Here is a 26,149-nt window from a genome sequence, read left to right as displayed (position 1 = left end):
TACCGACAGCTCCGTACTATTCCGTATAACGCTACAGCATACCACTAAAAATTTAAATGCGGATCTAAAACAAAACATATAGGAAATCTGATCTGATAAAATAAAACATATAGGAACTCTGATCTGAACAAACAAACCATAAAGGAAATCTGATCTGAATCTAGGACTAAATAAAAAGCCGGGCGACATACTCAGCCTTCTTTCCGTTCCCTCCCTTTCCTATCACTACTTTTTTCTAGGACAGCAACAAAAAGTAATTTGCCAGCCGCCAAAATAAACACATCGATGCATAATCTCTTGTTCCATTCAACCATAGAGGAAATATGATCTAAAAAGGAAAAGACGCCTATTCAATTAGGGTGAAGGAATAAAGTCATCACCTCATTGTTTCAATCTATCCGGTATGCACTAAACATAGAGGAAATGAGATCTGTGAGATTGAAAAAGTTATAACTTATTGAATATAAAGTTTTCTTCTGAATTTTGAAGCGACCAGAAACATGAAGGAATCTTGATCTGTATTGCACAACACCTTTCTTATATACGACTAAATAGCATAATGAAAGGGAGTTCATCGCTATCAAAAATGGGGGTAACATAGAGGAAATATGATCCCATTCTGCACAAGTACTCCATAATCAATTGAATTTATTGAAATAGTTAAACTGACACAGCACTTCTCTCCCACCCCTGAAACATAGAGGAATTACGTTCTGAATTTTTCAGATAAAAATATTAACCAATTGATTTTAAATAGATATATTTAATTTAACGCTCTAACTTATAACCATATAAGCATAGAGTAAATGTGATCTGAGAAGAGTAGTCTGCGTGATTAAGCAATTGAATAAAAAAGTATATTATCAATATCAGGCCTTTCAAAAGATCCACTTCATTCTTTCTCAAATGTAGGACATGTTTGTTGAACATAGAGGAATTGTGTTCTGTTACACAATAATTAACCAATTTTGAAAGAAAAATGATAATATTATCGTCTAAACATAGAGTAAATCTGATCTCGTTTATACTGGCGACGAATTTATTCGCTGATATAAATCAGTGGGAAAAGCATAGAGGAATCTTGATCTGTATTAGTACAGCGAGATAAAAAACGCAGCGTATACATGTGGATAAGGTGATCTACACTGGTAGTAGATCCGATCTGATCAACGAGGAGATCAGATCTTCGATATGAATTTACGGAAAATATCTACCTACATACAGATGCAATGTGGATAACCAAGCCTTCGAACTGCGAGTAATTCTGATCTCTAGGTCAAAAATGTGAATATGTTTGTGATTAAGCTGTGTGTAAATTCTCGGGTAGCTTTTTAACATAGAGTAATCATGATCCAAAACATAGAGTAAATTCGATCTATACATATAGGAAAGTAGATCTGGGAAAATTGATAAAGTTTAATGTAGTCAAATACTTATTAACTTAAATAAGCCACTAGCCTTTATACCTATATATTAACCAATATTAACCTTATTAATTACCCTTAGCTGTTATAACCATAAGTTTAATATTCTTTTCTATCAAATACAGAAGATCACATCGATAGAATAGGAAAAGGCGCTCTATTATTGTTCAATACATCATTTTTTTGTTTGTAAGCTCTTTTTTAAGGTGTATAGTATAATTTAAAATATCAAGGGAATTATTATGGATTCTGAACAAACCACCAATGCTTTTCTCGCACTTAAAGACAGTGCTGATGGACTTATCAAAAGACGAAACCAACGTTTGTTGATCAACAATAAAAAGGAACAGCGAAACTTCACTCGTGCTGAAGCATCGGCTTATTTGGCAATCAATAGTAAAACCTTGGATAAATATGTTTCCAAAACAAATATTGATCCACGTAGACATGACGATGCAGTATGGTCGGTAAACTTAGAAGAGATTTACTTGATCAGAGATCAACTACCAGAGGAGTTGCGCAAAGAAGCAAAGTTTGTTCGTTCTGAGCATCAAAAAGTGCAAGTTGTCGTGATCCAGAACCAAAAAGGGGGGGTTGGAAAAACAGTGTCTGCAGCAACAATTGCTTCAGGTATTGCAACCGAGTTTCCTCAAGAATATCGAGTAGGTCTGATCGACATGGATGGGCAATCCACATTATCTATGTATTATGCCACTGAAGCCATTCAACAGGGGTGTCTATCTGTTGGTGATTTGATGATGGAAAATTTTGAGTTAGACCAAGGGGAAACATTACAAAGCGCGATCTCTGATGCGTTTTTACCAACCACTATTCCCAATTTAAGAATTCTGCCAGCTTCTCAATATGACAGAGCCTTAGAAGGCTGGTTTCACGAACAGGTGTTTAATAAAGCACTCTCTTCGCCATACACCTTATTAGATAACATCATACAAGCAGTTGAGAGCGAATTTGACATCATTATTGTCGATACCCCACCCTCTTTAGGCTATTCGACATATAATGCCTACTACGCGGCCTCAAGCGTGATATTTCCACTGTCGGTGACACAAAACGATATTGATGCAACATGTTCCTATTTTAGTTACATACCAAAAATTTGGTCACTGCTTCTCAACGAAGGCCACAGTGGGTATGATTTCATGAAAATTTTGTTGACGAACCATCGAGACAGCGCAACCACGACTGAATTGATGAATCAGTTGACGCAATATTTTGAGCAGCGAATCTATTCGAAAGAATTTAAACACAGTGAAGCCATTCGACAATCATCCTCTTTACTCAGTACCGTGTTTGATATGTCTAAAAGTGAATATCCAAAAGCAAAGTCTTCATTCCAAAATGCACAGCAAAATGCGTTTGAGGTGACAAGCCAGATCATGCGAGATATTCATTTTGTTTGGTCACAACAACAAAGAGAGAATCAGTAGATGGCTAAAAGACGTGGTGAGATCAACCCTCTGGGCAATACATTCGGTTCGCACGAAGCTGAAAAGCGAGATGCAAAATCTCGCATTCCTAATTTGTTTAAGCAGCTATCCTCGCAGATCGAAATATCCGGTGAAGATGTGACCGGGTATCTTAAGCAACACTTCGGGGTTGAATCGATCGGTAAAACAAGCCACTGGCAGCTAGCGTCAGGACAACAAGCAAGCTTCACGGAAATGGTGCTTGATCATACACAGTTAAAAAATGACACAGAAGTTAACTTCGATATTAATGGTCGTGAGCAAGCGTTGTTAAATGAAGAGTCTGTTGCAGATCTTGATTCACTTACCTATCAACAATTCCATCCCGCTGTTGCCAGATACAAAAACGGAAAGATTGAAATACTAGATGGTTCAAGAAGAAGAGCTTGGTTTTTATTTCACAAACATGATGGCTATCGCGTGCTGGTCACACGGGACGAATTAGCGTTAGACGATGCGAAAAATTTAGCAAAACAGTTACAGTCTGCAAAAGAGCATAATTTATTTGAGATTGGGCAGCAGTGTTTGATGATGCAAAAGCACAACCCCACACTGAAGCAAGCGGATTTGGCTAAACTACACAACTGCAGTCAAGCAAAGATCAGTCGAGCATTGAAAGCGGCCAGTGTGGATATTCGACTGATCCAGCTCTACCCTATCGCTGGAGAGCTCTCCATCGCTGATTATGATCTGCTCTTTAAAGTGATGAGCAGATATCAGGATACCTTGAATGATGAGATAATTCGTATCCAGGAATTGTTGGCCGTACAACTTGATGGTGTCGAGGTGCATGAGCATAAAGAAATTATCAGCCAAACTCTTAAAGCAAGTTTGAGTTCAGAACGTCCCAATAAGCCACCTGTGGTGACTTCTACACTGAGACATTTTGAGTCAAAAGACATGTTTGCGAGAAAAAAAGAGTCAAACCGAGCTGTGTCCTTTGAGTTTGGCAGGATCAAAAAAGACGTATTGAAAGAGATTGAATCTTCTGTGCAAGCGATTTTAGCGCAGCATTATCGAGATTAATATTCGTCTTGTATAACAAGGTAAGGAGTTTTTAACTCCTTGCTTTTAAAGTTAAAACCAGATTATTCAAGTTGAATTCGCCAACTTATTAGCAAATTATTCAAACTGAATTCGCCAAGAATTAAACGCAAGCTCTCTTTCACTGTGACCGCATTTGGGTTCTTTTGAAATGCGCTAAACCTCTAGTGTATACCCCACATGAACCAGTTTAAATATCGTCGCTTTGAACACCGTATTATTATCTCAGCGGCCCGTGGGTATTAAAATATTTACAGCACAGTTTGAGCAACAAATTGCTCTTCAAGCTCTCGGGTATACCTTCCTCTTTCTGCGTTTAGAGGTCTGCTTTGGTTTTTTATCATCATATCTATGTTTACGTGAGGAGCTACAAGCGCTTCCCTCCACCCCTTAAGGATGGACGGCACTCAATAAGTAGGCCTATTCAACTCTTGTTGCTCTACAGCATTTTTTGAGCAAAGATGTGTAATGGTATTTCACCTGACCGAAACTGGCGCCTTGAAGCCAATAATCGCATTCTCCCCTTTACTGTTTTGTGTTCTCACGCGAGGGGTCATAATTCCCCCTTTTTTAAGTCATCACTAACTGAAATAAGGAAATACCATCGAGTGAATTAGCTCCTATTTTTAAGTTGATTGGGATTAATGTGAATACAGTGACCGCGAGTTGGAAGCAATGTTTGAGAGCGGGAGCGTGCGCTGAACACACAACTATTTATCATTGGGTTCATCGGTATGCGCCAACAATAGGAAAGCGCCTATGGTGCTTTTGGAATTCCTAGTTTGGCGAGCGTTTTAAGGATAATGAGATCCATATTAAGGGTAAAGGTACCTTGGTTTTCTTGAACTGACCACAGACAAACGTCGTCAAATCAACGACGACGGCGTATGCCACCATCAAAGGGGGTAAAGTGACGCATATGGTTAAAAAGGCAGGTTTAAGATATGGCAATATGGCTCAGGGATCACAGATGAGAGCGATAAGGTGACTAATACCTTGTAGCTACACGTACAATAGGCTTGTCTACACAGTGTCGTTTGGCGATGTATCAAACCACAATGCGTGGTGATATCTGATATATCCGTATATATTGCAGCGATTTGTCTGGGCAGCAGCCAGAAACGTACGAAGAGCGTGTGATCCCAGCTGCCTTGGTCAAGTGAGGTCGAAAAAGTTACGACACTTCTAGTGCTGAGGTGTGTGATTCAACAAATGAGATCAGATCGTTGACTGTGGTGAAGTCATTAATGGTTTTATCGGCTGTGCCAAACTCAATACCTAAGTGCTCTGTGACTCGGGTCAGTAAAATGAGCTTGTTTAATGAATCGATATTAAGTTTATCTTTTAGCTCAAAGTCATTTTGGATCTCGTCTCCACGTAGTGATGAACGATTCATTTCTTCAATAAAGCTAATTACCAATGTTCTAGCTGTTGCTGCGTTACTCATGTTATTTCATGCTCCTTGTATCTTTTGTTAGTCTAGGTGTAACAACGTTAGTCTTCATCAACCAACCAATAGCGTTTCTTCTCAAATGGATAGTTGGGTAAAGTATGTTTTTCAAAAGCCTTGAGAGGATAGTAGTTTTGCCAGTTAATTTGCGCGCCTTTGTCGATAATCGTGGCAAGTAGGGACCACAGCTCGGTGGTAGTAAACTGTTCGCTGGCACAGACATACACATCATCTGTGAGGTTATGTAAAGGGCGATTGCGATAAATTATCGGGCCTTCACTTGCGAGGTGTAGATCTTGCTCAATGGCCACTTCACCCATCTGAGAAAAGCTATGAGTTTGTGCGTGGTTTAAATTATCGTGATGTATATGCAGTTCTTTTTCCAGCGTACTGAGCCACTGTTGCGAGGGGACATTTTCCAACAACAGTTGCGCATATCGACCTATTCCCTCACCAAGAAATGATGCCATCTTTAATCCCCAGTGCTTTAACTGCTCATACAATGCCAGTTCAAATGCCAACAATTTCGCCACGTGCTGTGTAAAGGGGGCCGTGGAGTCACTTATGAGAGTGAGCGCTGCACTGTCCATCCAGCGTTGATAGGCATCTGTAAAACATTGGCAGCGCATGTCAGCGGCCAGTGTAGCTACTTGGCTGGCATGAACGAATTCTGTGGGGTTACATATATACTGGATTGGTTTATCAAATGTCGTTCCACGCCGCTCGCTGGACGCCGCGATCTTGGTCAAGGCTTGTTCGCGCCACTGTCCTAGACTCATATCCCGGTCAATCACCACTGTATTACGTATTGGTAAATGTGCACGGCTGGTATTGATGTTGTAGGCGAGGGCACACAGTGGCAAAGGCCGTTCATCGTTTGCGATACACTCGATATATTCGACGAGCTGTGTTTTCGTTTTGGCTGACAGACACAACACATCTTGTGCAGGTTCAACCAGGTTGTTGTCATTGGATGCTGTCGCGTCGGTGGTGGGGAGATCGCTGAGAATGGCAAATACATTGGTGCCCCCCACACCCAAACAGTTCAGCCCGGCGTAGCGCCGCTGTTGTTCGGGTTCCCACATTTCATAGTCGAGTGCCATTTTAAAGGGGGATTGTGGCAATTTTAATTTCGGGTTGGGTGCGCGAAAATTAATAGTGGGCACAAGCCGACGATGTTTTATCATCAGCGCAAGTTTGATGAGGCTGGCAAGTCCAGCCGCCTGCTCTAAATGACCTATATTCGGTTTGACGCTACCGATATGACAAAATTGTTTTTTATCGGTATCCAGTGAAAATGCTTTTTCGAGCGAGCGGATCTCCAGTGGGTCGCCTATTTTGGTCGCAGTGCCATGACATTCAATATAACTGAGCTGGTCTGCACTGATCCCCGCCAATGCGATAGCTTTAACCATGGCCTTGGCTTGGCCTGGCACACTGGAAGCGGTAAACCCAAACTTTCCAGCCCCATCATTATTGACCGCGGTTGACTTGAGCAGTGCATAAATATGATCGCCATCGGCCAGTGCGTCTTGATAACGTTTGAGTACCACGGCGCCTGAGCCACTGCCAAAAATGGTGCCATCGGCGTCGTCTGAAAAAGTTCTACAGCGACCGGTTGGTGAGTAGATCATACTTTCTGCGGCATTGTAGCCCCGTTCTTGTGGTAGTCTGATACAGCTGGCTGCGGCGATACCGATATCGATTTCTCCGCTCAGTAATGCGCTTCTTGCCAAGTGAACTGCAACCATGGAGCTTGAGCAGGCTGTTTGCACGGAGAGACTGGGGCCTTGTAAATTTAATTTGTAGGATACCCGTGTCGCAAGAAAATCTTTATCGTTGAGTAATTGTAACAAGCTGCCGGTATCACTATTGCCCTTAAAGTGCTTTGTCGCTTCTTGATAAAGATAGCTACGGGTGATCCCGCCACCAGTTGCATAGACACCAGTTTCTCTCTGCTGCGCTGTTTGCAAAGCGCCGCCATCTTCTAAAGCGTGATAGATAATTTCAAGCAAGGTCCGCTGTTGTGGGTCCATTAACTTTGCTTCTGCTGCTGGGATCCCAAAAAAGCGCGCATCAAACTTGTCGATATCGGCAAGGGGGGTATATGCTTTGACGTAACTGGGTTGCTCAAATTCGCTGTCGCTGACACCTGCGTTGCGTAATTGCGCGTCGGATAATCTTGCTATGGACTCCCGTCCCTGTGCTAAGTTTTGCCAAAACTGGGCCGGAGAACTTGCCTCTGGAAATCGGCAAGCGAGCCCGACAATTGCTATATCATCTGTAGCCATCATGTATTTTTACTTCTACGTTTATATCTCTGAGTCACGCTAGATATGAACAGCTGAAATACCATAGCGAGCACCAAAATGATGGCGCATATAGCCAATGTGTCGCTATGATCTTATATGTCAGTGTCTAGCTCGATTACCGTGTTTGATTCTTTATGGCTTTTAGCTCTTCGCTGAGGGCGTCATGTGTCCCCTCAGGTTGACCTGATAAGCCCAGCGTATAAGCCGCAGCGAGATCATCTATGGTAACGACACTGGTGATGGCAACCAATTCCTCGAATGGGTCAACTTCATAGCGCGCTTCTAGATTGCTGATCAGTTCGGCCAAATCCAGAGACGTTAATGACAATTCAGAAAATGCTGTAGCGCTTTCCAGTTGTGTGATCGGCAGCGACTTTTCAGACAGTATTGTGGCCACCTCTTGGATAATACTATCCAACACCTCATTTTTAACTTGTTGTGTGTCTAACATGTAAAACCTCCATCTATGACGATGTTTTGCCCGGTGATAAAATGCCCCTCAGTTGCTAAAAATAGCACCAACTTGGCAATCTCACTCTGTGTACCTAAGCGCCCTAGCGGTGTACGGCGCTCAATTTTACCTAAAATGTCATCTGACAGATCTTTCACCATGTCACTGGCAAAATAGCCCGGAGAGACAGAGTTGACACGGATCCCTTTTCTGCCTAGCTCCTTCGCTAAGCTTCTGGTCATGCCATCCATTGCCGCTTTTGTGGCACTGTAAATTGAAACACCAGGTAACCCTCTTACGCCCATGATGGAAGAGATATTAATGATAAACCCATCGCGGTTTTGCAAGAGCTTCTTAGAAACTAATTTTGATAGATAGATCTGTGCTTTGAGATTCACATCCAACGCCCGGTCAATGTCAGATGTACGCATTGTGCTGAGCACCCCATCCGCACCAATGGCGGCATTGTTGACCAGGCCAACAATATTGCCGAGTCGCTGCTGAGCTTCTTTGAGAAATTCGGTTAGAGCCTGATAGTCACTGCCATCAACCGACTTCCAAAAAAAGCGTGGATCATCTGCAAGTGCTGTTACATGCTCAGTACTGCCTCTTGAAAATGTCGCAACGGTATATCCTTGCTGCAAAAATTGGGACGCGATTTCGAACCCCAACCCTCGGCTTCCACCGCTGATCACAATTGTACCCTTTTTATTTTCCACTGGTTTGTGTTCCTTGTATCTTATTGATTTTTTTAAACCTTTCGCTATGATACTGCTCATTTACAAATTCGAAGTGTCTTGGAATTTTGTAGGGGGCTAAGGTTCGCTTACAGATATCTAAAATATGTTTTTTTGCCTGCTTCGGATCGACTTCTTCATCAGTGTAAATTGTCGCAGCGACAATTTTTCCGGTGATCGGGCTTTTTTTCCCCCAGACTGATGAATTCTTTACAAATGGAATTTGTAATAGGAAGGCTTCAATTTCGGCCGGAAATACCTTTTCACCCGCGACATTTATCACTGTGCTCTGGCGCCCCAGAATGCGAATATAGTCCCCCTGTTGCTCCACCAAATCCCCAGTGCACAGCCACCCATCATTCAATGGCGTATGATCTTGGTTGAGGTAACCAAGCATGGCCGTTGGCGATTTGACCCACAACACGCCATCCTGCACTTTGTAGTCGGTTTTTTTTATTTTTAGCCACAGTGAGTTGCCTGCCTTCGACTCTGTGGGTAAAACCCCCAGCTCGCTCATACCATATGTTTGTTTTAGCGTGACATGCGGCAACGCTTGTTGCAGCAAGTCGAGTGTTGCTTGTGGCATGACTTCTGAGCCATATGCAATCACGGTAAGTGAACTTAGATCTACGCGTTGATAGCTGCGGTTGATCAACACCATGTTGAGAAAAGTCGGCGTAGTGGGTAATACATTGATACGATGTTTTTCAATGGCCTGACACACATCTTCAGGGGTGCGTTTAGTCATGCTGACCAAGGTGCATCCTGTCATTAGGCACTGCATCAAGACATCAAAGCCGCCAATGTGATCAAAAAACAAAAAGCCTGCGATGGTGGAGGTGGGGTGCTCTTTGTGAACTTGATAACGCTGCAAAAGCTTGTCTAAGCTGAGTAAAATGGCTTTGGGTGTACCTGTGCTGCCAGAGCTGTATAAGATCAGTCCAGATTCTCCCAATGTATTCAGTTGCTTTAATAATGCAGGTTTGGTGGTTGCAAAGGGGGCTATCGTGCTGCAGCACATGATGTCGTCGCGTGTGTCACACAGTAAATCTGGATGAACCGTGTCAATGATCGTGTCTACATGCGTTGCATCGCTATTAAATAATGGCACGATTGTACATTGCTTGATATAGGCACAAAGCATCAACCCCAACGTCGTTGCGTTAAATAATCCATTGATGACAATGATACTGCGTTCTGTGATCGACTCATTGGTCAGCCAATTGTGAGCGCTTTGGGCAATTGCATCAAAGGTAATGCATTTATCTTCTTCAACAACCGCGAGGGTCTCATCGAACTGTTTTACGCGATCCAAAATCCATGTTCTATCCACTGGGTTAGCTTCCTTTTTTGGTTGCTCATATATTGTCAAATAGCTTGTCGCCACTGACATAAACAGGTGCTATTACGCCGATCGCCACGCGTGACGAAACACCTTTGATAGCATGGCGGCAAGCCTACAAGGTGATAGGGGATCAGCATCAAGTGACCTCAAAACACAGGCGATGCTTATGGAATTATAAGCGCAGAAATACCGCCCAGTTTAAAGGGATCTTAAATTATTATTTGTCTAGGCACTCAGGGTGTGGTTATTTTCTGATGTATGACAATCAGCACACCAACGGCGTATCTTCAGCCGTGTAATTGAATGATGAAAAACATTGTAAACATTGATAAATAACATGTAAAGCATGTATTGAGTCACAGAGTGAAAGGGGAGGGGTGGGCGATGTTTGCAGAAATTTGTCTATTTATTGGCCTTGTTAACAGTGTGCACAGGCACCTAAAAAGTGACTGTGCACAACTGGATAGTGTTAGGTTATGTCGCCTTACTCAACCTAAGCAATAGCGTATGGCCCTCTACATCATAACGCGCAACCGTGTCATCAGATGCGATATCGCGCTTTTCAAAGCTCAATGCCAATGTCTCCGATGAGATGGTGTCTGTATGTGCAGTGATAGCGGCGTCGAGTGCTTGATCACATGCATATTCGACATGAATACGGTCTTCGATCTTAAAATCAAGCTGCTTACGTGTTTTTTGAACACGATTAACGATTTCACGGGCCAGACCCTCAGCCAATAACTCCTCGTTGAGTTTGCAGTCCAGTTCAATGGAAATATAGCTATCAGAAATGACTTCTGAGCCTTCTTTTGGTTCACGGAAAGTGAGGATTTCTTCTTTGTCGAAGCGCATGCCCTCAAGTTCAATGCTGCCGTCTTTCTCTAATTGACGTAACTGCTCACCAGTGAGTGCCTCAATAAGCGTTTTATATTGCTTAAATGATTTACCCAACTTTTTGCCCAGCAAAGGTGAATTTGGCTTGGCGTAGAAATTGATAAAGGAGTCTTCGTCTTCACGATAGACGACTGATTTTACATTCAGCTCTGTTTGTAAGTAAGACTCTAACTTCTTGATCTCTTGAAGGAGACCTGTATCGCGATGGATCACTGTTAGGCTCATTAGAGGGATTTTGGTCTTGATCCGCTCTTTATTACGCTTTTGACGACCTAGCAACACGACGTTTTGTAATAGCGCAAGTGCATCTTCAAGCTCTGGCTGGATGAGTGCTTCATCCACGGTTGGATATGCACACAAGTGCACTGACTCAGGTTGCTCCCCATGATCTTGTAAGGCTAGCATCTCTTGATAGATATGCTCTGACAAGAACGGCGCAAACGGTGCCATGGCCAAGCTCAATTCATAGATACAGGTGTACAGCGTCTGATATGCACATGCCTTGTCTTCAGTCAGTGTTTCAGCCCAAAAGCGCGAGCGATTGAGGCGGATATACCAGTTGGTCAATTGCTCAATAAACTCAAACAACACCGGGATCACGTTATATAACTGATAGTTTTCGATCTCCGTGGTGACCTTTAACTTCAATGTTTGCAGCTTGGACAGTATCCAATGATCCAACGGATTGGTGATTGTGTGTGCGGTATTTGAAGGTTTCCACCCGTCGATTTCTATATAGGTCTTCAGGAACTTAAAAGCATTCCACCAAGGCAGCAAGGCACGACGAACGGTCAGTTTCACACCTTCGTTTGAAAAGTGTTGTGGTTCGCCTTTTACCAAACCTGAGTTGATTAAATATAAGCGTAGAGCATCGGCACCAAACTCTTCCATGATGTCATCTGGCTGAGTGTAGTTGCGCAAGCGCTTCGACATTTTCTTGCCATCTTCTGCCATCACGATGCCATTAACAATGACGTTCTTAAATGCGGGCTTATCGTGTAAAGCCTGACTTAATACCAATAGGGTATAAAACCAACCGCGTGTTTGGTCTAGTCCCTCGGCAATGAATTCAGCTGGAAAGCTGGACTCGAAAAGAGACTGATTTTCGAACGGGTAGTGGAGCTGAGCATACGGCATCGCGCCTGACTCAAACCAACAATCGAGCACTTCCTCAATCCGCTGATAAGTGCCTTCTTCACCTGCCACACTGAAAGAAATATCATCGACGTAGTCACGGTGTAAGTCATCGACACGGATCCCTGAATAGCGCTCCAATTCCTCGATTGAACCAATACATAAATAGTTGCCAGTAACGTCGTTGCGCCACAGCGGAATCGGTGTTCCCCAGTATCTGTTTCGCGAGACTGCCCAGTCAATGGCGCCAGCCAACCAGTTCCCCATCCGGCCTTCTTTAATATATTCAGGTACCCAGTTGATCTGTTGATTCAATGCCACGAGCTTGTCGCGCATCTGCTCTACTTTGACATACCATGATGGAATAGAGCGGTAGATGATCGGCGTGTCAGAACGCGGGCAGAACGGGTAGCTGTGCACTATGGTGGTGTGGCTGTACAGGTGGCCTGTTTCTTTTAAGTGGCGAATGATTTTCTTATCCGCTTCTTTGACGTGCATTCCGCTAAAGTCCGTCACTTCTTCGGTAAACTCGCCAACCATATTCAAAGGGCACACAACGGCTTGAATATTTGCCTCTTTCATGACGCGGTTATCGTCTTCACCAAATGCTGGTGCGATATGTACGATACCCGTACCACTGTCCATGGTGACATAATCGTCAGCAAGGACAACAAATGCGCCTTCATTCTTTAGTTCTTTGAAATAATCAAAGAGCGGCTCATAGCGTTTTCCGACCAATTCCGCGCCTGTATATTCTTGCACTACAGTTAAATTTTTCCCTTTACCTATGGCTTCAAGGCGCGCTTTGGCAATAATAAAGTGTATATCTTTATCTTCATCTAACACTTTTATGTAGTCGGCATCGGCTTTGACGCACAGTCCCAAGTTGGAAGGTAAAGTCCAAGGTGTGGTGGTCCACGCTGCGATATAGCAGTCTTCGTCTTCTAATTTGAACAACACTTCAAGTGCAGGATCTTGCACATCTTTGTAGTTAGAGCCCGCTTCGAAGTTAGATAAAACGGTGCCTAAAGTGGTAGAAAACGGCACAACTTTGACGCCTTGGGTGATAAGGTCTTTTTCCCAAAGTTGTTTGAACACCCACCATACAGACTCCATGTACCAAGGTTCCATGGTTCTGTAATCATTATCAAAATCGACCCAGCGGCCAATGCGTGTAACGGTAGAGCGCCACTCTTTAGTATAGCGTTGAACGATACCTCGACATTCATCATTGTATGCTTTGATCCCTAAGGTCTCAACGGCCTCTTTGGCTGACATACCCAAGGTTTTATCGGTTTCATGTTCAATAGGTAGGCCATGACAATCCCAGCCAAAACGGCGTTGGACGTAATAACCTTTCATCGTAAAGTAGCGAGGGATAATATCTTTAATGGTGGATGCCAGCAGATGCCCATGGTGTGGTTTACCAGTTGCAAATGGAGGACCATCGTAAAATGCATAGGGTGGATTGTTGGCTGTTTGACGAAGAGATTTCTGAAAAATATCCTGTTTTTCCCAAAAATCAAGGACTTTTCGTTCCGCATCAACAAAGGAAAATGTATTCTGATCTGTATCGAGAGTATTGCCGTTCATTCTGCCAAAGTAACCTTTAATTAGAGTTCATTATGCTGTAGCGATAAGCTGATATTTCATCATACCATAAATTCAACAACGTAAAAGGCTTACGGCACTTATGGGATTATTTTCCAAGAGAATTGTAGGTTCGGTGTATGTTTTCACTGGCACCGAGCACGGTTGGGTATTTACACACAGTAAAACCCTTGTATATCTCAGTCTAAATATGTTATCAATTTAACTGTTTAACCTATTGTATTTATTGTGTGTTTAAACTATCTGATGCGGTTGTGGCAGGGTGAGTGGTACGAACCATTGGTGATACTGTGATTGTTTCTTTAATTGCAATTAAAGGTTTGTCTCACGCATGAGACAAAATGAGATGAGCGAAACAAAAAGTGCGTGTAAAAATCCCTAAGGTGATTTTGCCAACGAACAATGGTTGGATTGTGTGGGAAAATTTTGCATAATCAAAAACGATTCAAATACGATTTCTACAACATCACTTTGTCAGTGCCAGAGTGTTTGCCGCATGCGCAACACTAAAAAATTATGTGTAACGATATACTGGGTGCTGAAGCGCAGTCGTTTTGGGCTGGAATAATTTAAGGATAAAATTATTGATGACAATACAAGCACTGTTAGGTTTAGATACTGACTTTTTACCTGTGAAGTCAGATCCCAAACCGGCTGGAGAAATGGCGTTCAGCATGATGTTTTTTTCAGACATCCGCAAAGACATTACCAGCTCAGAGAAATACGACTTTATCACCGCGTTGACTCAGTTTGCAGATCAAGCTAAGTTCACCGCGGTTTACTTGCCTGAACGTCACTTTCATGAATTTGGCGCTATTTTCCCAAACTCTGCGGTCATGGCGGCTTATCTTATCCCGCAAACAAAGCATATTCGCTTTCGTACTGCGGGCGTGAGCTTACCGCTGCACCACCCCGCAGAGGTGGTGGAATGGTGGGCTATGAATGATATTCTGTCCAATGGGCGTGTCGATCTGGGATTTGGTTCTGGGTGGAATAAACCTGACTTTATTTATGCCCCACACAACTATGATGACCGTCGAGAGAAGATGACGGAGCAGATCTCAATCGTTAAACGACTGTGGGCAGGGGAAAGTGTTGAGTTTGAGGGACCTGATAACACCTCTTATGCGACCAAAGTCTACCCAAGACCTATTCAAAAGTCGTTGAACGTGTGGATGTTAGTCGCTCAAAATGACAAGGGGTTTGAGCAGGCTGGTGCGAGTGGTCACAACGTATTTACCATGCTTTACGGCGTCGATCTTGCCTCCATGGAGCGAAAGATCAACATTTATAGGGCGGCGAGAAAACGGGCCGGTTTTGACCCTGAGTCGGGGGTGGTCACACTGATGCTTCATACCTTGATTGGAGACTCTATATCGCAAGTGAAGCGCGCAGTAGAAAGTCCATTCAAAGCATATATTCGCAGTTCAATGGAAGCCCACCTAGCCAGTGACTCGCTGCAGAAAAAGGGCGCTGCTGAATTTGGTGAGCAAGATAAAGACAGTATTTTGGAATATGCTTTTCAGCGATATTTTAAGACCGGTGCGTTGTTCGGCACAGTTGAAGATGGTAAGCGGATCGTCAAACAGGCACAGGACATCGGCGTGAATGAAATTGCGTGTTTAATGGACTTTGGCGTGGATTACGCATCAGTAAAGGACTCTTTACCCCATTTGGAGCAGCTCGTAGCAGCATATACAGGAGTGAAATAAGTTTTGGATATAGAAAAACAGCGACTGGCGATCAAGGATTTGATGCGTGAATACGCGACAAAACACACCGCTCAATCCGCCAACAAAGACAGTGCCGAAGAAAGTCATACCGACTCCTCAGAATTAGAACCCATCGCCATTGTGGGGTTAGAAGGGTATTTACCCGGTTGCCAATCAGTGGCTGAGTTTTGGCGGCATTTAGATAAAGATGAGTCTCTGATTGAGGAAATCCCTCAATCGCGTTTTGACTGGCATTTATATGCTGATGAAGTGCAAACCGAGGAAGCTCAGCCAGATAAAATGCGGTGTCGTTGGGGGGGATTTATTCCCGATATCCAAAGCTTTGATCCTCACTTTTTTAAGTTATTACCCGATGATGCAGAGCGTATGGATCCCCAGCAACGTTTGTTATTGATGTCGGTGTATAACACGTTGGAAAATGCAGGTTATCGTCCGCAAGCACTGAAAGGCTCAAATACAGGGGTCTTTGTTGGTTTTGAACGCAATGAATATTTATTGAACTTGATTGAGTCGGGTTATGATACTGGAGAGAGTCTACATCAATCGGACAGTATGATTGCCAATAATATTTCGTACTATTTTGATTTTTCAGGTCCCAGTGAAGTGGTTAACACAATGTGCTCTGGTGCTGCGGTGGCGATACACAGAGCTGTGGTTGCACTGCGCGCGGGGGAGATTGATCAGGCCATAGTCGGGGCGGCTAATCTATTGCTGCGACCAGATACCTTCGTTAAGTTGTCGCAATCGCAACAGATGAGTCCAACACCGACAGTGAAATCATTTGGCAGTGATGCTGATGGCTATTTACGAGCGGAAGGGGTGGCCAGTATTTTACTTAAACCCTATTCTCGTGCGCGCAAAGATGGGGATGCTATCTATGCCGTGATCAAAAATTCAGCGGTAAATTATAATGGCAATCGATCTGCGTCCATTGCTGCGCCCAATACCAATGCACATGCATCTCTGATCCAAGCATGTTACGCCAAGGCCAACATAGATCCGCGAGAGGTCGACTATATAGAAGCTCAGGGCATGGGCAATCCGGTTGCCGATATTTGCGAGTGGGATGCATTTAACCTTGCACTTAATAACCTAGCGCAGCAACAGGGAGTCGCATTGCGCCCAGCTCAGTGCAAAGTGAGTACTTTAAAACCGATGATCGGCCATATGCACTCAGCGTCTTCATTGGGCGCTTTGTTTAAAGTCATTCATAGTTTGCAAAGCGAAAAAATACACAAGATACTCGGTATTGACCAGATCAGTGCGGATATTGATCCCAAGCACAGTGTCTGTCAATTGGCAACAGATACCATACCGTGGCCAAAGATGTCGCGCAATCGACTGGCGGGGATCCATGCGTATGGGGCAGGTGGCAATAATGCCCACGTGTTAATTGAAGGTCTAGATCGGGAGTCTGAGCCGAGTGTTAAGGGGGAGCCCGAAGGTGAGCAAGTTTGGGCGCTGCCGGTGTCAGCACTGAATAAAGCGTGTTTCACCGCCCAACTCACTGCGCTACGCGAGGTATTAAATCAGCGTGCATATCCACTTTCACATCTGGCATTCACATTGCGACATGGCCGAGACAGCCATGACTATCGTTGCATCTTTTTGGCATCATCGAGAGAGCAGCTATTGCAACAGATCGAAGATGTGTTGCAAGCGCGAGCGAATTCAAATGTTTTTGAACATGGACACAGTCAAGAGCTTGGCGAGCAGGCTCAACCGATTGCGGCACAATGGCTGGAAACCGGCCATTGTGAGTGGCCTGAAATGGTGCCCGAAGAGCGTCAGCGCGTGCATCTGCCAGGCACACAATTTAACCTAAAAAGCTATTGGATAGCTCCCGATATAGCGCCACAGACACTCGATACCGCGATGGACATCACTATAGAGCCTGCACCGACAGGCGATGATGAGCATCGCATTGCAAAAATATTGATTGCAATACTTGCTGAACATTTGCGCGTTTCAGAGCGGGATATTGACCTTGAGCGGGAATTTAGCGATATGGGGTTTGACTCCTTATTGGTATCTAGGGTGTCAAAAGCATTGAGTGAGAAATTAGCCACCCAGATAGATCCTGCGGTGTTGTTTGAAGCAACAACCCCCGCCAAGTTGATTGACCATTGTAAACGGCATTTTCAGCAGTCAACGAGCGGTTCGGGTGCACGCCGGAAATTCACTGCGAGTAAGCCGTCGTTCACGAGACAACCCATTGCCATCATCGGGCTTGCTGGACAATATCCAGATGCGGACAATGTGTTTGAGTTTTGGCAAAACTTGGCTGCTGGTAAAAGCAGCATTCGAGAGATCCCCAATGAACGCTGGCCCATTGCAGCGTACTTTGACGCACAAGCTGATGGCGAAGGAGATAGTTTTAAAGCGGCGGCAAAGTGGGGCGGGTTTTTAGACGGGCTCAATTATTTCGACAATGAGTTTTTCAATTTACCGCCTTTTGAAGCTGCGTATATGAGTCCCAAAGAGCGGCTCTTTATGCAGTGCGCTTGGCATGTCGTTGAAGATGCTGGTTACACCACCAAGGCATTGGAGCGTGATACGGTCGGCGTCTTTGTCGGGATCTCTAAAGCTGGATTTGACAATTATAAGGACTCTTATTTTTCAGCGGCCAATCGGATCTCTTACCGCTTTAATTTTGGCGGCCCGAGTATGCCTGTCGATACCGCGTGTTCGTCGTCTTTGTCTGCCATCCATGAAGCTTGCCTGCATCTCTATGCCGGAGAGTGTGATGTGGCTGTTGCCGGCGGCGTGAATGCCTATACGCACCCCTCCACATTTGCTGAGTTCACTAGGCTTAATGTATTGTCCAAAGATGGTACGTTAAGTGCGTTCGGCGCGCAGGCAAATGGGTTTGTGCCCGGTGAAGGTGTGGGCGCGGTGTTATTAAAACCCTTGGCCAAAGCCATTGCTGATGGTGATCACATTTATGGGGTGATCCGCGGTACGGCAATAAACCACGGTGGCAAGGTCAACGGCTACACAGTACCGAGCCCATTAGCGCAGCAAAACCTTATTCGTACTGCCCTGTCGAGAGCCGGGCTCTGCGCTGCGGATATCAACTATGTTGAAGCGCATGGCACCGGCACTTTACTCGGGGATCCGGTAGAGTTTAAGGGCTTAGATGAGGCCTACAAAGCGGGTACATCGGCACAGCAATTTTGCGCGCTAGGCTCGGTAAAAACCAATATTGGCCACCTTGAAGCGGCTGCGGGCATTGCAGGGCTGACAAAAGTGTTATTGCAAATGCATCATAAAAAGCTTGCGCCGACCTTAAACGCCGAACAACCAAACCCACATATTGATTTTGCAGCCTCTGCGTTCAAATTGCAGCACTCGCTGACAGATTGGCAGCTGGATACGGCTTCGAGAAACGCGAAGCGACGCGCTGGGGTGTCGTCGTTTGGCGCTGGCGGCAGCAATGCACATATTGTGGTTGAGGAAGCGCCTACTGCTGCGCAAAGCACTGCGCTTGAGTCATCTTATTTATTTGTCTTGTCTGCAAAAAGCGAGTCGGGATTGGCGCGTTATGTGGACAAGTACATCAACTTTTTGACTGAGCAACCATCCATATCGCTGGCCAATATGACCTATACCTTGCAGGCGGGCAGAGAAGCCATGTCATACCGTATGGCGTGTGAAGTTGACTCGTTAGACGCCTTGCTTGAGATGCTCAAAGCCTATAAGCAGGGTACTGAGAGTGCACAGCTGTGGCAGGGCAAAGTAGATAAAAACCGAGGGGTTGAGGCGCTATTTCAGGAGTCTTCTGCACAACAGCTGGTAAGACATTGGCTCGCAGAGAGAAAGTTTCAATATATCGCTGAGTTGTGGACCCAAGGGGGTGAAATCGATTGGCTTCCTAGCAAGCCCACACAATATCAGCGCGTTAGTTTACCCGGCTATCCTTTTGCACAGATTGACATTCCAAAAGCGCCGATGCTTGTGCCCGTAACGGCCCGAGATGATGGCCCGTTGGCAGCATCGGCAACAGACAGTGTTGCGGGGGTACTGCTGATGACACCGAGTTGGCGGGCACTGGATGAGACGCACAATGAGCCGCTGGACGAAGATATCGAGCAACATATTGTACTGTGTGATTACCCGGCCTTGTCGGCACGAGAGGGGATTGTCCACCTGTCCAGTTCGACGGCACATCCTGCTACCAGTTTTACGCAATTTTGTATTCAATTGACGGCGCGATTTGAAGCCATTATACGCGACAAGGGTAGGTCACATAAAATCTTGCAAGTTGTGGTTCCTCTAGAGCCGAGCTTACAGTCAACCTTACCCGCGATGTCGGCACTGTTGAAAACGTGCTCTTTGGAAAACGACAATGTTACAGGGCAACTCATTGAGTTGCCTGCGAACTTGCCACAAGAACAGGTATTTAACTTGCTTGATCAGGCGAAACAGCAAAGGCATTGTCACTGGTTCAAAGCTGAGGCATCGCAATTGATGGCATGCGATCTGGATGTGCTTGATACAGTGCCTGTGCCTCATCCGTGGCGCGATCAAGGGGTGTATTTGATCACGGGAGGACTGGGTCAGCTGGGGTATTTGTGTGCGTGCGATATTGCGCAAAAAGTGCAGGCACCTACCTTGATTTTAACGGGTCAGCGGCCTCTGGATGTAGACAGAGATAATCAACTCGCCCGTTTGAAAGAAATGGGCGCGACGGTGCGCTATGAGACAGTGGATCTGACCGCGCTCGATGCAGTGACAACCTTGGTTCAGAATACCGTGCGTGAGCATGGTGGGATCAATGCGGTGTTGCACTGCGCAGGAGTTATTCAAGACGGCCTATTACGCAATAAAGATGCACAAAGCATTCGACGAGTCCTCGCGCCAAAAACCTATGGTGCATGGCACTTGGGACAAGCGTGTGAAGAGATAAAGCTGGAGCACTTTGTGCTGTTCTCCTCAGCGGTTTCCATGGTTGGTAATGTTGGGCAGGGAGATTATGCTGCCGCCAATGCCTTTATGGATCTGTATGCGCAGCAGCGACAACAGCGCGTTGAGCAGGGTCTGTGTTTTGGTCAAAGTTGTGCTATCGGCTGGGGGCTGTGGCGTGATGGCGGGATGCAAGTATCTGATGATATTCTCGCGGCACTATACGACATGTCAGGTATGCAGCCTATTGAGCGCGATGCGGGATTGTCGGCGCTGTATCAAGTGATGCGCCAAGCGCGTACTCACACCATCGCAATTGCTGGCGATACGGCAAAACTTGAACATCACTTCTCTCGTTCAATTGGTGCGGCAGCGCCTATCGCACTGCCAAGCAAAGCCACGCAACCGAATAATGACCAAGTGCAGCGTGAACTGATGTCGCGATTTACCGCCGCTGCCGCGGTGGTTGTCGGTGTGGCACCGAGTGCAATTGACCTGCATGTTGGGCTGGATGAGCAAGGTTTCGGTATCGTAGAGTTACATGCCATTGTCAATGAGTTAAATCAGCATTGTGATCATGATTTCAGCTTAAATACCGCGAACGCCTATCGTACATTACATGACTTGCTCGAGGCGTACAGCGACTCCTTAACGGGCAAAACGCGGGTGCAAGGGCACTCTGGTGCCTTATCATCTGCCGATGAGGGTGTCTTACTGGCGTCAGTATGTGAACAGTTGACCGCGCTGATCTCACAAGTGACGGGGTATGCAAAGGAGAAGCTTGGGCAGGATACAGGTTTTGATGAGCTGGGAATTGACTCTTTGGTGGTGACCAAGCTGACCAATAAATTGGAATCTGTCTATGGGACACTGCCAAAAACCCTATTTTTTGAATATCACACAATCGCGCAATTGGCTGAATACATGTTGACTGCACACCGCAGTCAACTTGAGGCACACCTCATTCCCCCCACCAGTTCGAGTGATGCCCCTCGCACAACCAGCTCGTCTGAATCGATTGAACCTCAAAGAGAGTCCGTCGCTAGCGCTCGCCCAGAACAAAGTGGAGATGCACAAGATACGGATATTGCTATCATCGGTATATCAGGACGTTACCCTCAAGCAAATACACTGCAAGCGTTTTGGCAGGTGTTAGCTGGGGGCCAAGACTGCATCACGGAGGTGCCAATCAGCCGCTGGGCTCATAGTCATTATTATGATGCGGAAAAAGGCAAACCTGGCAAAACGTATGCAAAGTGGGGCGGTTTTATCGATGGCGTAGATAAGTTTGATCCGAGCTTCTTTAATATTTCACCTCGCGAAGCTGAAATCATCGAACCACAGGAAAGGCTGTTTTTACAAACGGCCTATGAAGCAATAGAAGACGCAGGCTATAGCAGGGCGTCTTTGGCACAAAACACCGCACTCGATGGGACTCCCGGTGCGGTCGGTGTGTATGTTGGGGTGACTTATCAGGAATATCAATTGTATGGTGCGCAGGAAACCATGCTGGGTCGGCCTATGGTATTGTCAATGAGCCCGTCGTCTATTGCCAATCGTGTATCCTACTTTTGTGACTTTCACGGTCCGAGTTTGGCCATTGATACCATGTGTGCGTCATCACTGACCAGCATTCACCTAGCTTGTCAAAGCTTGCTCAGCGGTGAGTGCAAAGCGGCCATTGCTGGCGGCGTCAATGTGTCTATTCACCCTGCAAAATACTTGATGCTGGGATATGGCGGGTTTGCATCGCAAACTGGTCGCTGTAAAACCTTTAGCGCTGAGGCGGACGGATTTGTGCCCAGTGAAGGCGTAGGGGCGGTGCTACTCAAACCGTTGCGTGAAGCACTGCAAGATGGCGACAATATTTACGGCGTGATCAAAGGCAGTGCGGTCAATCATGGCGGCAGAACCTATGGGTACTCTGTTCCTAGCCCTACGGCTCAGCAGACGGTGATCGCTCGGGCATTGGCACAAGCCAAGGTTAGGCCTCAGGAGATCAGTTATCTGGAGGCACATGGTACGGGGACTTCGCTGGGAGATCCCATTGAAGTGGCCGCTTTAAATAAAGCGTTCTCAACCGATAAAAACAAAGACCATCTCTGCGCAATTGGTTCTGTGAAGTCCAATATTGGCCACTGTGAAAGTGCTGCGGGCATCGCGGGTCTGACCAAGGTGCTGTTGCAAATGAAACACCAGCAACTCGTGCCTTCATTGCACAGTGAACAGATAAACCCCAAAATTGAGTTTGCGCAGTCCCCATTTGTTGTGCAACAGCAGCTGGCGCCATGGCCAAGTCGTGATGATGCCCCGCGTATTGCTGGAGTGTCATCGTTTGGTGCTGGGGGCTCAAATGCCCACCTGATTGTACAAGAAGCGCCTCAGCAGGTAGAGCAACACGGAAACAATAGATCGCACCTTCAAGTGATCACACTATCTGCCAGAAGTCACGAACAGCTCAAAGAGATGGCCAGTAATCTACTGCACCACTTAAGGCGCGAGCAGCTATCTCAAGACGATGTACAGCGCATTGCATATACCTTGCAAACGGGCCGCGAAACATTTGACTACCGATTGGCATGCATGGCTGGCGACTTGGCAGAGATACACACAGGGTTAGAGCGATTCTTAGCCGCTGACAGTGTGCCAGCGGAAGCTGAAAGTTGGTTGAGTAGCCTAGTATGCACGGGAGTTGCTGACGAAAACCAAGCGCAGTCTACGCCACTAGACCCAAGCTTTTTAAGTACCATCAAGCGCACCGATGAAGCGCAAAGAGATGTGCGTTGTAAAGAGCTTGTCAGTGCCTGGTTGCGAGGGAGAGAGATTCAGTGGCATGCTTTATATGATCACCAGAGCCCGATGAAAATCAGCTTGCCGACCTATCCATTTGTGGCAAAACGCTACTGGAAACCAGCCAGTGATGAAGCGTTACGCGCTCAGATGGTGAATGCACTATCGCGCAATACACCTGCTTTACCAGCACCACAAGAGCGCAAATCGGGTAAGATACAATTAGTCGATCCGCAGCTGTTTGCGGTGAAAAAAGTCGCGTTGACAGCGCCTGCTCGGCCGCTTGAAAAGGCGCAAACCCCTGCACCTCAGTTGGATTCGTCCGTAGAGATGGTGACAGTGAATGAAACGCCTAAGGCCCATGCCTGCGAAGGCACAGATACCTTCAGCAAGGACTTTTTACGAGCGAGTTTGGCCAAGGCGCTAATGATGAACGAAGATGAAATATCCGACAATACGCCGTTTTCAAATATTGGCTTAGACTCCATCGTTGGTGTAGAGTGGGTACGTGCCATCAATGCTCAGTATAATTTGGCGTTAGCAGTCGAGCGCGTACATGAATACCCTAGCATCAATCAGTTGCATGCGCACTTGCAGCAAAGTGAGGCTTGCGAGGCGTCGGCAGTGCAGCCTAAAATGACGGAAACGGCGCTGTCTACACCCGCGCAAGAAGAAGCGGCAGATGATGAGGCGGTGATCAATACCGTTATCGCCACCTTGGCAAATGCTTTGTTGCTCGATGCGGGGGATATTCGCGCGCAGTCTCGCTTTGTTGATTTGGGCTTAGACTCGATTGTTGGGGTTGAATGGATCCGCGCCATTAATAACCATTTTGGCACGCACATTGAGGCTAATGCGGTATATGAACACCCGACGCCAGCAGCGTTTTCTCAGTATCTGACTTCGCTGTTTGCTGAGCCACAGACATCGACAGGTGATGCTGCGCAGCTCGACTCATCGGTGTCATTGCTAGCGCCGAGTGAGTACACCTCGTTAGACTTTTTGCGCACGTCGTTGGCAACGGTTTTGATGATGGCTGAGCAGGAAATCAAAGCGGCGACTCGATTTGCGGATCTAGGGCTGGATTCAATTACCGGGATGGAGTGGATTAAGGTGATCAATCAGACCATGCAGCTCAGTTTGAACGCCGATATCGTCTATGAACACAACACGTTGGAAAGTTTTTCCGGGTATATCCAAAGCCAGTTAGAGAGCAAAGGGATGCAACAAGCGCAGGAAATAATCCGAGCCTTACAAGCTGCACAGCGCAGCGATGAGGCGACACAAGACGCACACTTAGGTGTGGCCGGTCAACATAAAGAACATAAACAGATGGAAGAAGTACTATGAATATCGCAGTCAATGTCGAAAGAAGTCAGGTACAAACAGTGGTGTTAGATTGTATTCGTCAGCTAGTCCCCTCTTTGCAAGATCATACGTTTAAGCAGGGCGATAGCTTAGCCGCTTTGGGTGTGAACTCGATGGAGCGGGTTGAAATTATCGTGGATATTTTGGCGGCATTGTCACTCAGAATACCGATGACTGACACCATGTCGGCGACCAATTTGGATGAACTGATAGATCTCTTGCATGACAGACTCAATCGCCGCTAATATGCGTAATGCGCCTGCGCTGATCACTGGCATGGGTGCCGTGACTGCGATCGGGCAGGACATTGCAGCCATCTCTCAGGCACTGAAAAAAGGCACTTCGGCGTTTTCATATATGGCCCGAGAAGGGCGCTGTTTTGACGACCCATTTATTGGCGCAGAGCTTGCGCCACTGGTGATGCCAAAACAGTTTGATGCACATAACCTGAGTACTTTTTCACTGAGTGCGAAAGCGGCAGTGGTGGCGCTGCAGCAGGCGTGGACTGATGCTAAACTAGATACCGTTGAGCCTGAAAAAATAGGCCTGATTGTCGGTGGCAGCAATGTACAGCAGCGACACTTAAATAATTTGCGTGACAAGCGTAAAAATGCACCGTATTTTATTCAGCCCAGCTATGCATTAAATTTCATGGATTCAGATATCTGTGGGATCTGTACTGAGCTATTTGACATACGCGGCAGTGCTTTTTCGCTCGGCGGAGCCTCCGCCAGTGGACAACTGGCGGTAATTGAAGCGGCAAAAGCGGTGACAAGTGGGGCACTGGATGTATGCGTTGTGGTTGGCGCTTTGATGGATTTATCCTACTGGGAATGTCATGCATTTTCCTCTTTAGGTGCCATGGGGAGCAGTCGATTTGCCAATGCGCCCACTCAGGCTTGTCGACCTTTTGACCAACAACGAGATGGCTTTATTTATGGTGAGGGCTGTGGCGTATTAGTACTTGAACGCCATCAGCACGCGTTGCAAAGAGGGGTTCACCTACGCGGCGCTATACCTGGCTGCGCAGTGGTGATGGATGGTAATCGCAATCCAGATCCCTCTTTGGCTGGGGAAGTCGCAGTGATCCAACAGGCATTGCACTGTTCAGCGATGACGGCGTCAGACATTGATTATGTCAATCCGCATGGCAGTGGCTCGGTGTTAGGAGATGAGACCGAGTTGCAAGCATTGGCCAAAACAGGACTGCGCGGTGCGCCATTGAACGCGACCAAGTCCCTTTTTGGTCATGCTCTGAGCGCCGCTGGGTGCCTTGAAATCATCGCGACCTTGATCCAGATGGAACAGGGATTTTTACACCCCAGTTTAAATTTAGAAAACCCCATACAAACAGATTTTAATTGGGTGGCGACGACTAGGCATGAAACCAACATCAAGCAAGCGCTGAGTTTGAGTTACGGGTTTGGCGGGATAAACACCGCGGTGTGTATCACTAAACCTTGA

12 protein-coding genes are annotated in these 26,149 nt (G+C 46.0%); 6 read left to right on the top strand and 6 right to left on the bottom strand.

Going from position 1 to position 26,149, the window contains the following annotated elements; all coding sequences use genetic code 11:
- Nucleotides 1-1,666: 1,666 nt before the first annotated feature.
- Nucleotides 1,667-2,872, top strand: coding sequence for a ParA family protein (locus J8M00_RS25830; protein WP_211013264.1), 1,206 nt, complete (start codon nt 1,667-1,669; stop codon nt 2,870-2,872).
- Nucleotides 2,873-3,937 (top strand): ParB family protein, encoded by a 1,065-nt coding sequence (locus J8M00_RS25825; RefSeq protein WP_211013263.1) that lies wholly within the window; start codon nt 2,873-2,875, stop codon nt 3,935-3,937.
- 1,192 nt (nt 3,938-5,129) lie between these two features.
- Here J8M00_RS25825 and J8M00_RS25820 read toward each other — a convergent pair.
- The 6 genes from J8M00_RS25820 to ileS all read right to left on the bottom strand — a co-directional run bounded on the left by J8M00_RS25820 (nt 5,130) and on the right by ileS (nt 13,871).
- Complete coding sequence (locus tag J8M00_RS25820) at nt 5,130-5,402, bottom strand: acyl carrier protein (RefSeq protein WP_211013262.1); 273 nt, start codon at nt 5,400-5,402, stop codon at nt 5,130-5,132.
- Nucleotides 5,403-5,449: 47 nt separating this feature from the next.
- Nucleotides 5,450-7,699, bottom strand: a complete 2,250-nt coding sequence (locus tag J8M00_RS25815; protein WP_211013261.1) for a beta-ketoacyl synthase N-terminal-like domain-containing protein — start codon at nt 7,697-7,699, stop codon at nt 5,450-5,452.
- Nucleotides 7,700-7,832: 133 nt separating this feature from the next.
- Nucleotides 7,833-8,168 carry a phosphopantetheine-binding protein gene (locus J8M00_RS25810; RefSeq protein ID WP_211013260.1) on the bottom strand — a complete coding sequence of 112 codons (336 nt, stop codon included), beginning with the start codon at nt 8,166-8,168 and terminating at the stop codon, nt 7,833-7,835.
- Complete coding sequence (locus J8M00_RS25805) at nt 8,162-8,887, bottom strand: SDR family oxidoreductase (RefSeq protein WP_190337523.1); 726 nt, start codon at nt 8,885-8,887, stop codon at nt 8,162-8,164. The genes J8M00_RS25810 and J8M00_RS25805 overlap by 7 nt, the downstream gene beginning before the upstream one ends.
- On the bottom strand, nt 8,877-10,238 hold the full coding sequence (locus J8M00_RS25800; RefSeq protein ID WP_211013259.1) for an ANL family adenylate-forming protein: 1,362 nt from the start codon (nt 10,236-10,238) through the stop codon (nt 8,877-8,879). Before J8M00_RS25800 ends, J8M00_RS25805 begins: the two co-directional genes overlap by 11 nt.
- A 486-nt stretch (nt 10,239-10,724) precedes the next feature.
- Nucleotides 10,725-13,871 (bottom strand): isoleucine--tRNA ligase, encoded by a 3,147-nt coding sequence (gene ileS / locus J8M00_RS25795; protein WP_211013258.1) that lies wholly within the window; start codon nt 13,869-13,871, stop codon nt 10,725-10,727.
- A gap of 605 nt (nt 13,872-14,476) precedes the next feature.
- Between ileS and J8M00_RS25790 the strand changes: the two genes are divergently transcribed.
- From J8M00_RS25790 to J8M00_RS25775, 4 genes are read left to right on the top strand one after another with little or no spacing between them, the layout of a single operon-like run.
- Nucleotides 14,477-15,601: a MupA/Atu3671 family FMN-dependent luciferase-like monooxygenase gene (locus tag J8M00_RS25790; RefSeq protein ID WP_211013257.1), complete on the top strand. Its 1,125-nt coding sequence runs from the start codon at nt 14,477-14,479 to the stop codon at nt 15,599-15,601.
- A gap of 3 nt (nt 15,602-15,604) precedes the next feature.
- The gene (locus J8M00_RS25785; RefSeq protein ID WP_211013256.1) at nt 15,605-24,667 is read left to right on the top strand and encodes an SDR family NAD(P)-dependent oxidoreductase; all 9,063 of its coding nucleotides are present in this window, start codon (nt 15,605-15,607) and stop codon (nt 24,665-24,667) included.
- Nucleotides 24,664-24,930, top strand: coding sequence for a phosphopantetheine-binding protein (locus tag J8M00_RS25780; protein WP_023402314.1), 267 nt, complete (start codon nt 24,664-24,666; stop codon nt 24,928-24,930). The genes J8M00_RS25785 and J8M00_RS25780 overlap by 4 nt, the downstream gene beginning before the upstream one ends.
- On the top strand, nt 24,908-26,149 hold the full coding sequence (locus tag J8M00_RS25775; RefSeq protein ID WP_247687573.1) for a beta-ketoacyl synthase N-terminal-like domain-containing protein: 1,242 nt from the start codon (nt 24,908-24,910) through the stop codon (nt 26,147-26,149). The genes J8M00_RS25780 and J8M00_RS25775 overlap by 23 nt, the downstream gene beginning before the upstream one ends.

Origin of the sequence: Pseudoalteromonas luteoviolacea, from assembly GCF_018100925.1 — a bacterium.
Classification (GTDB): domain Bacteria; phylum Pseudomonadota; class Gammaproteobacteria; order Enterobacterales; family Alteromonadaceae; genus Pseudoalteromonas; species Pseudoalteromonas obscura.
The sequence above is the reverse complement of the archived record's forward strand: the minus strand, read 5'-3'. Positions and strand labels throughout refer to the sequence as shown.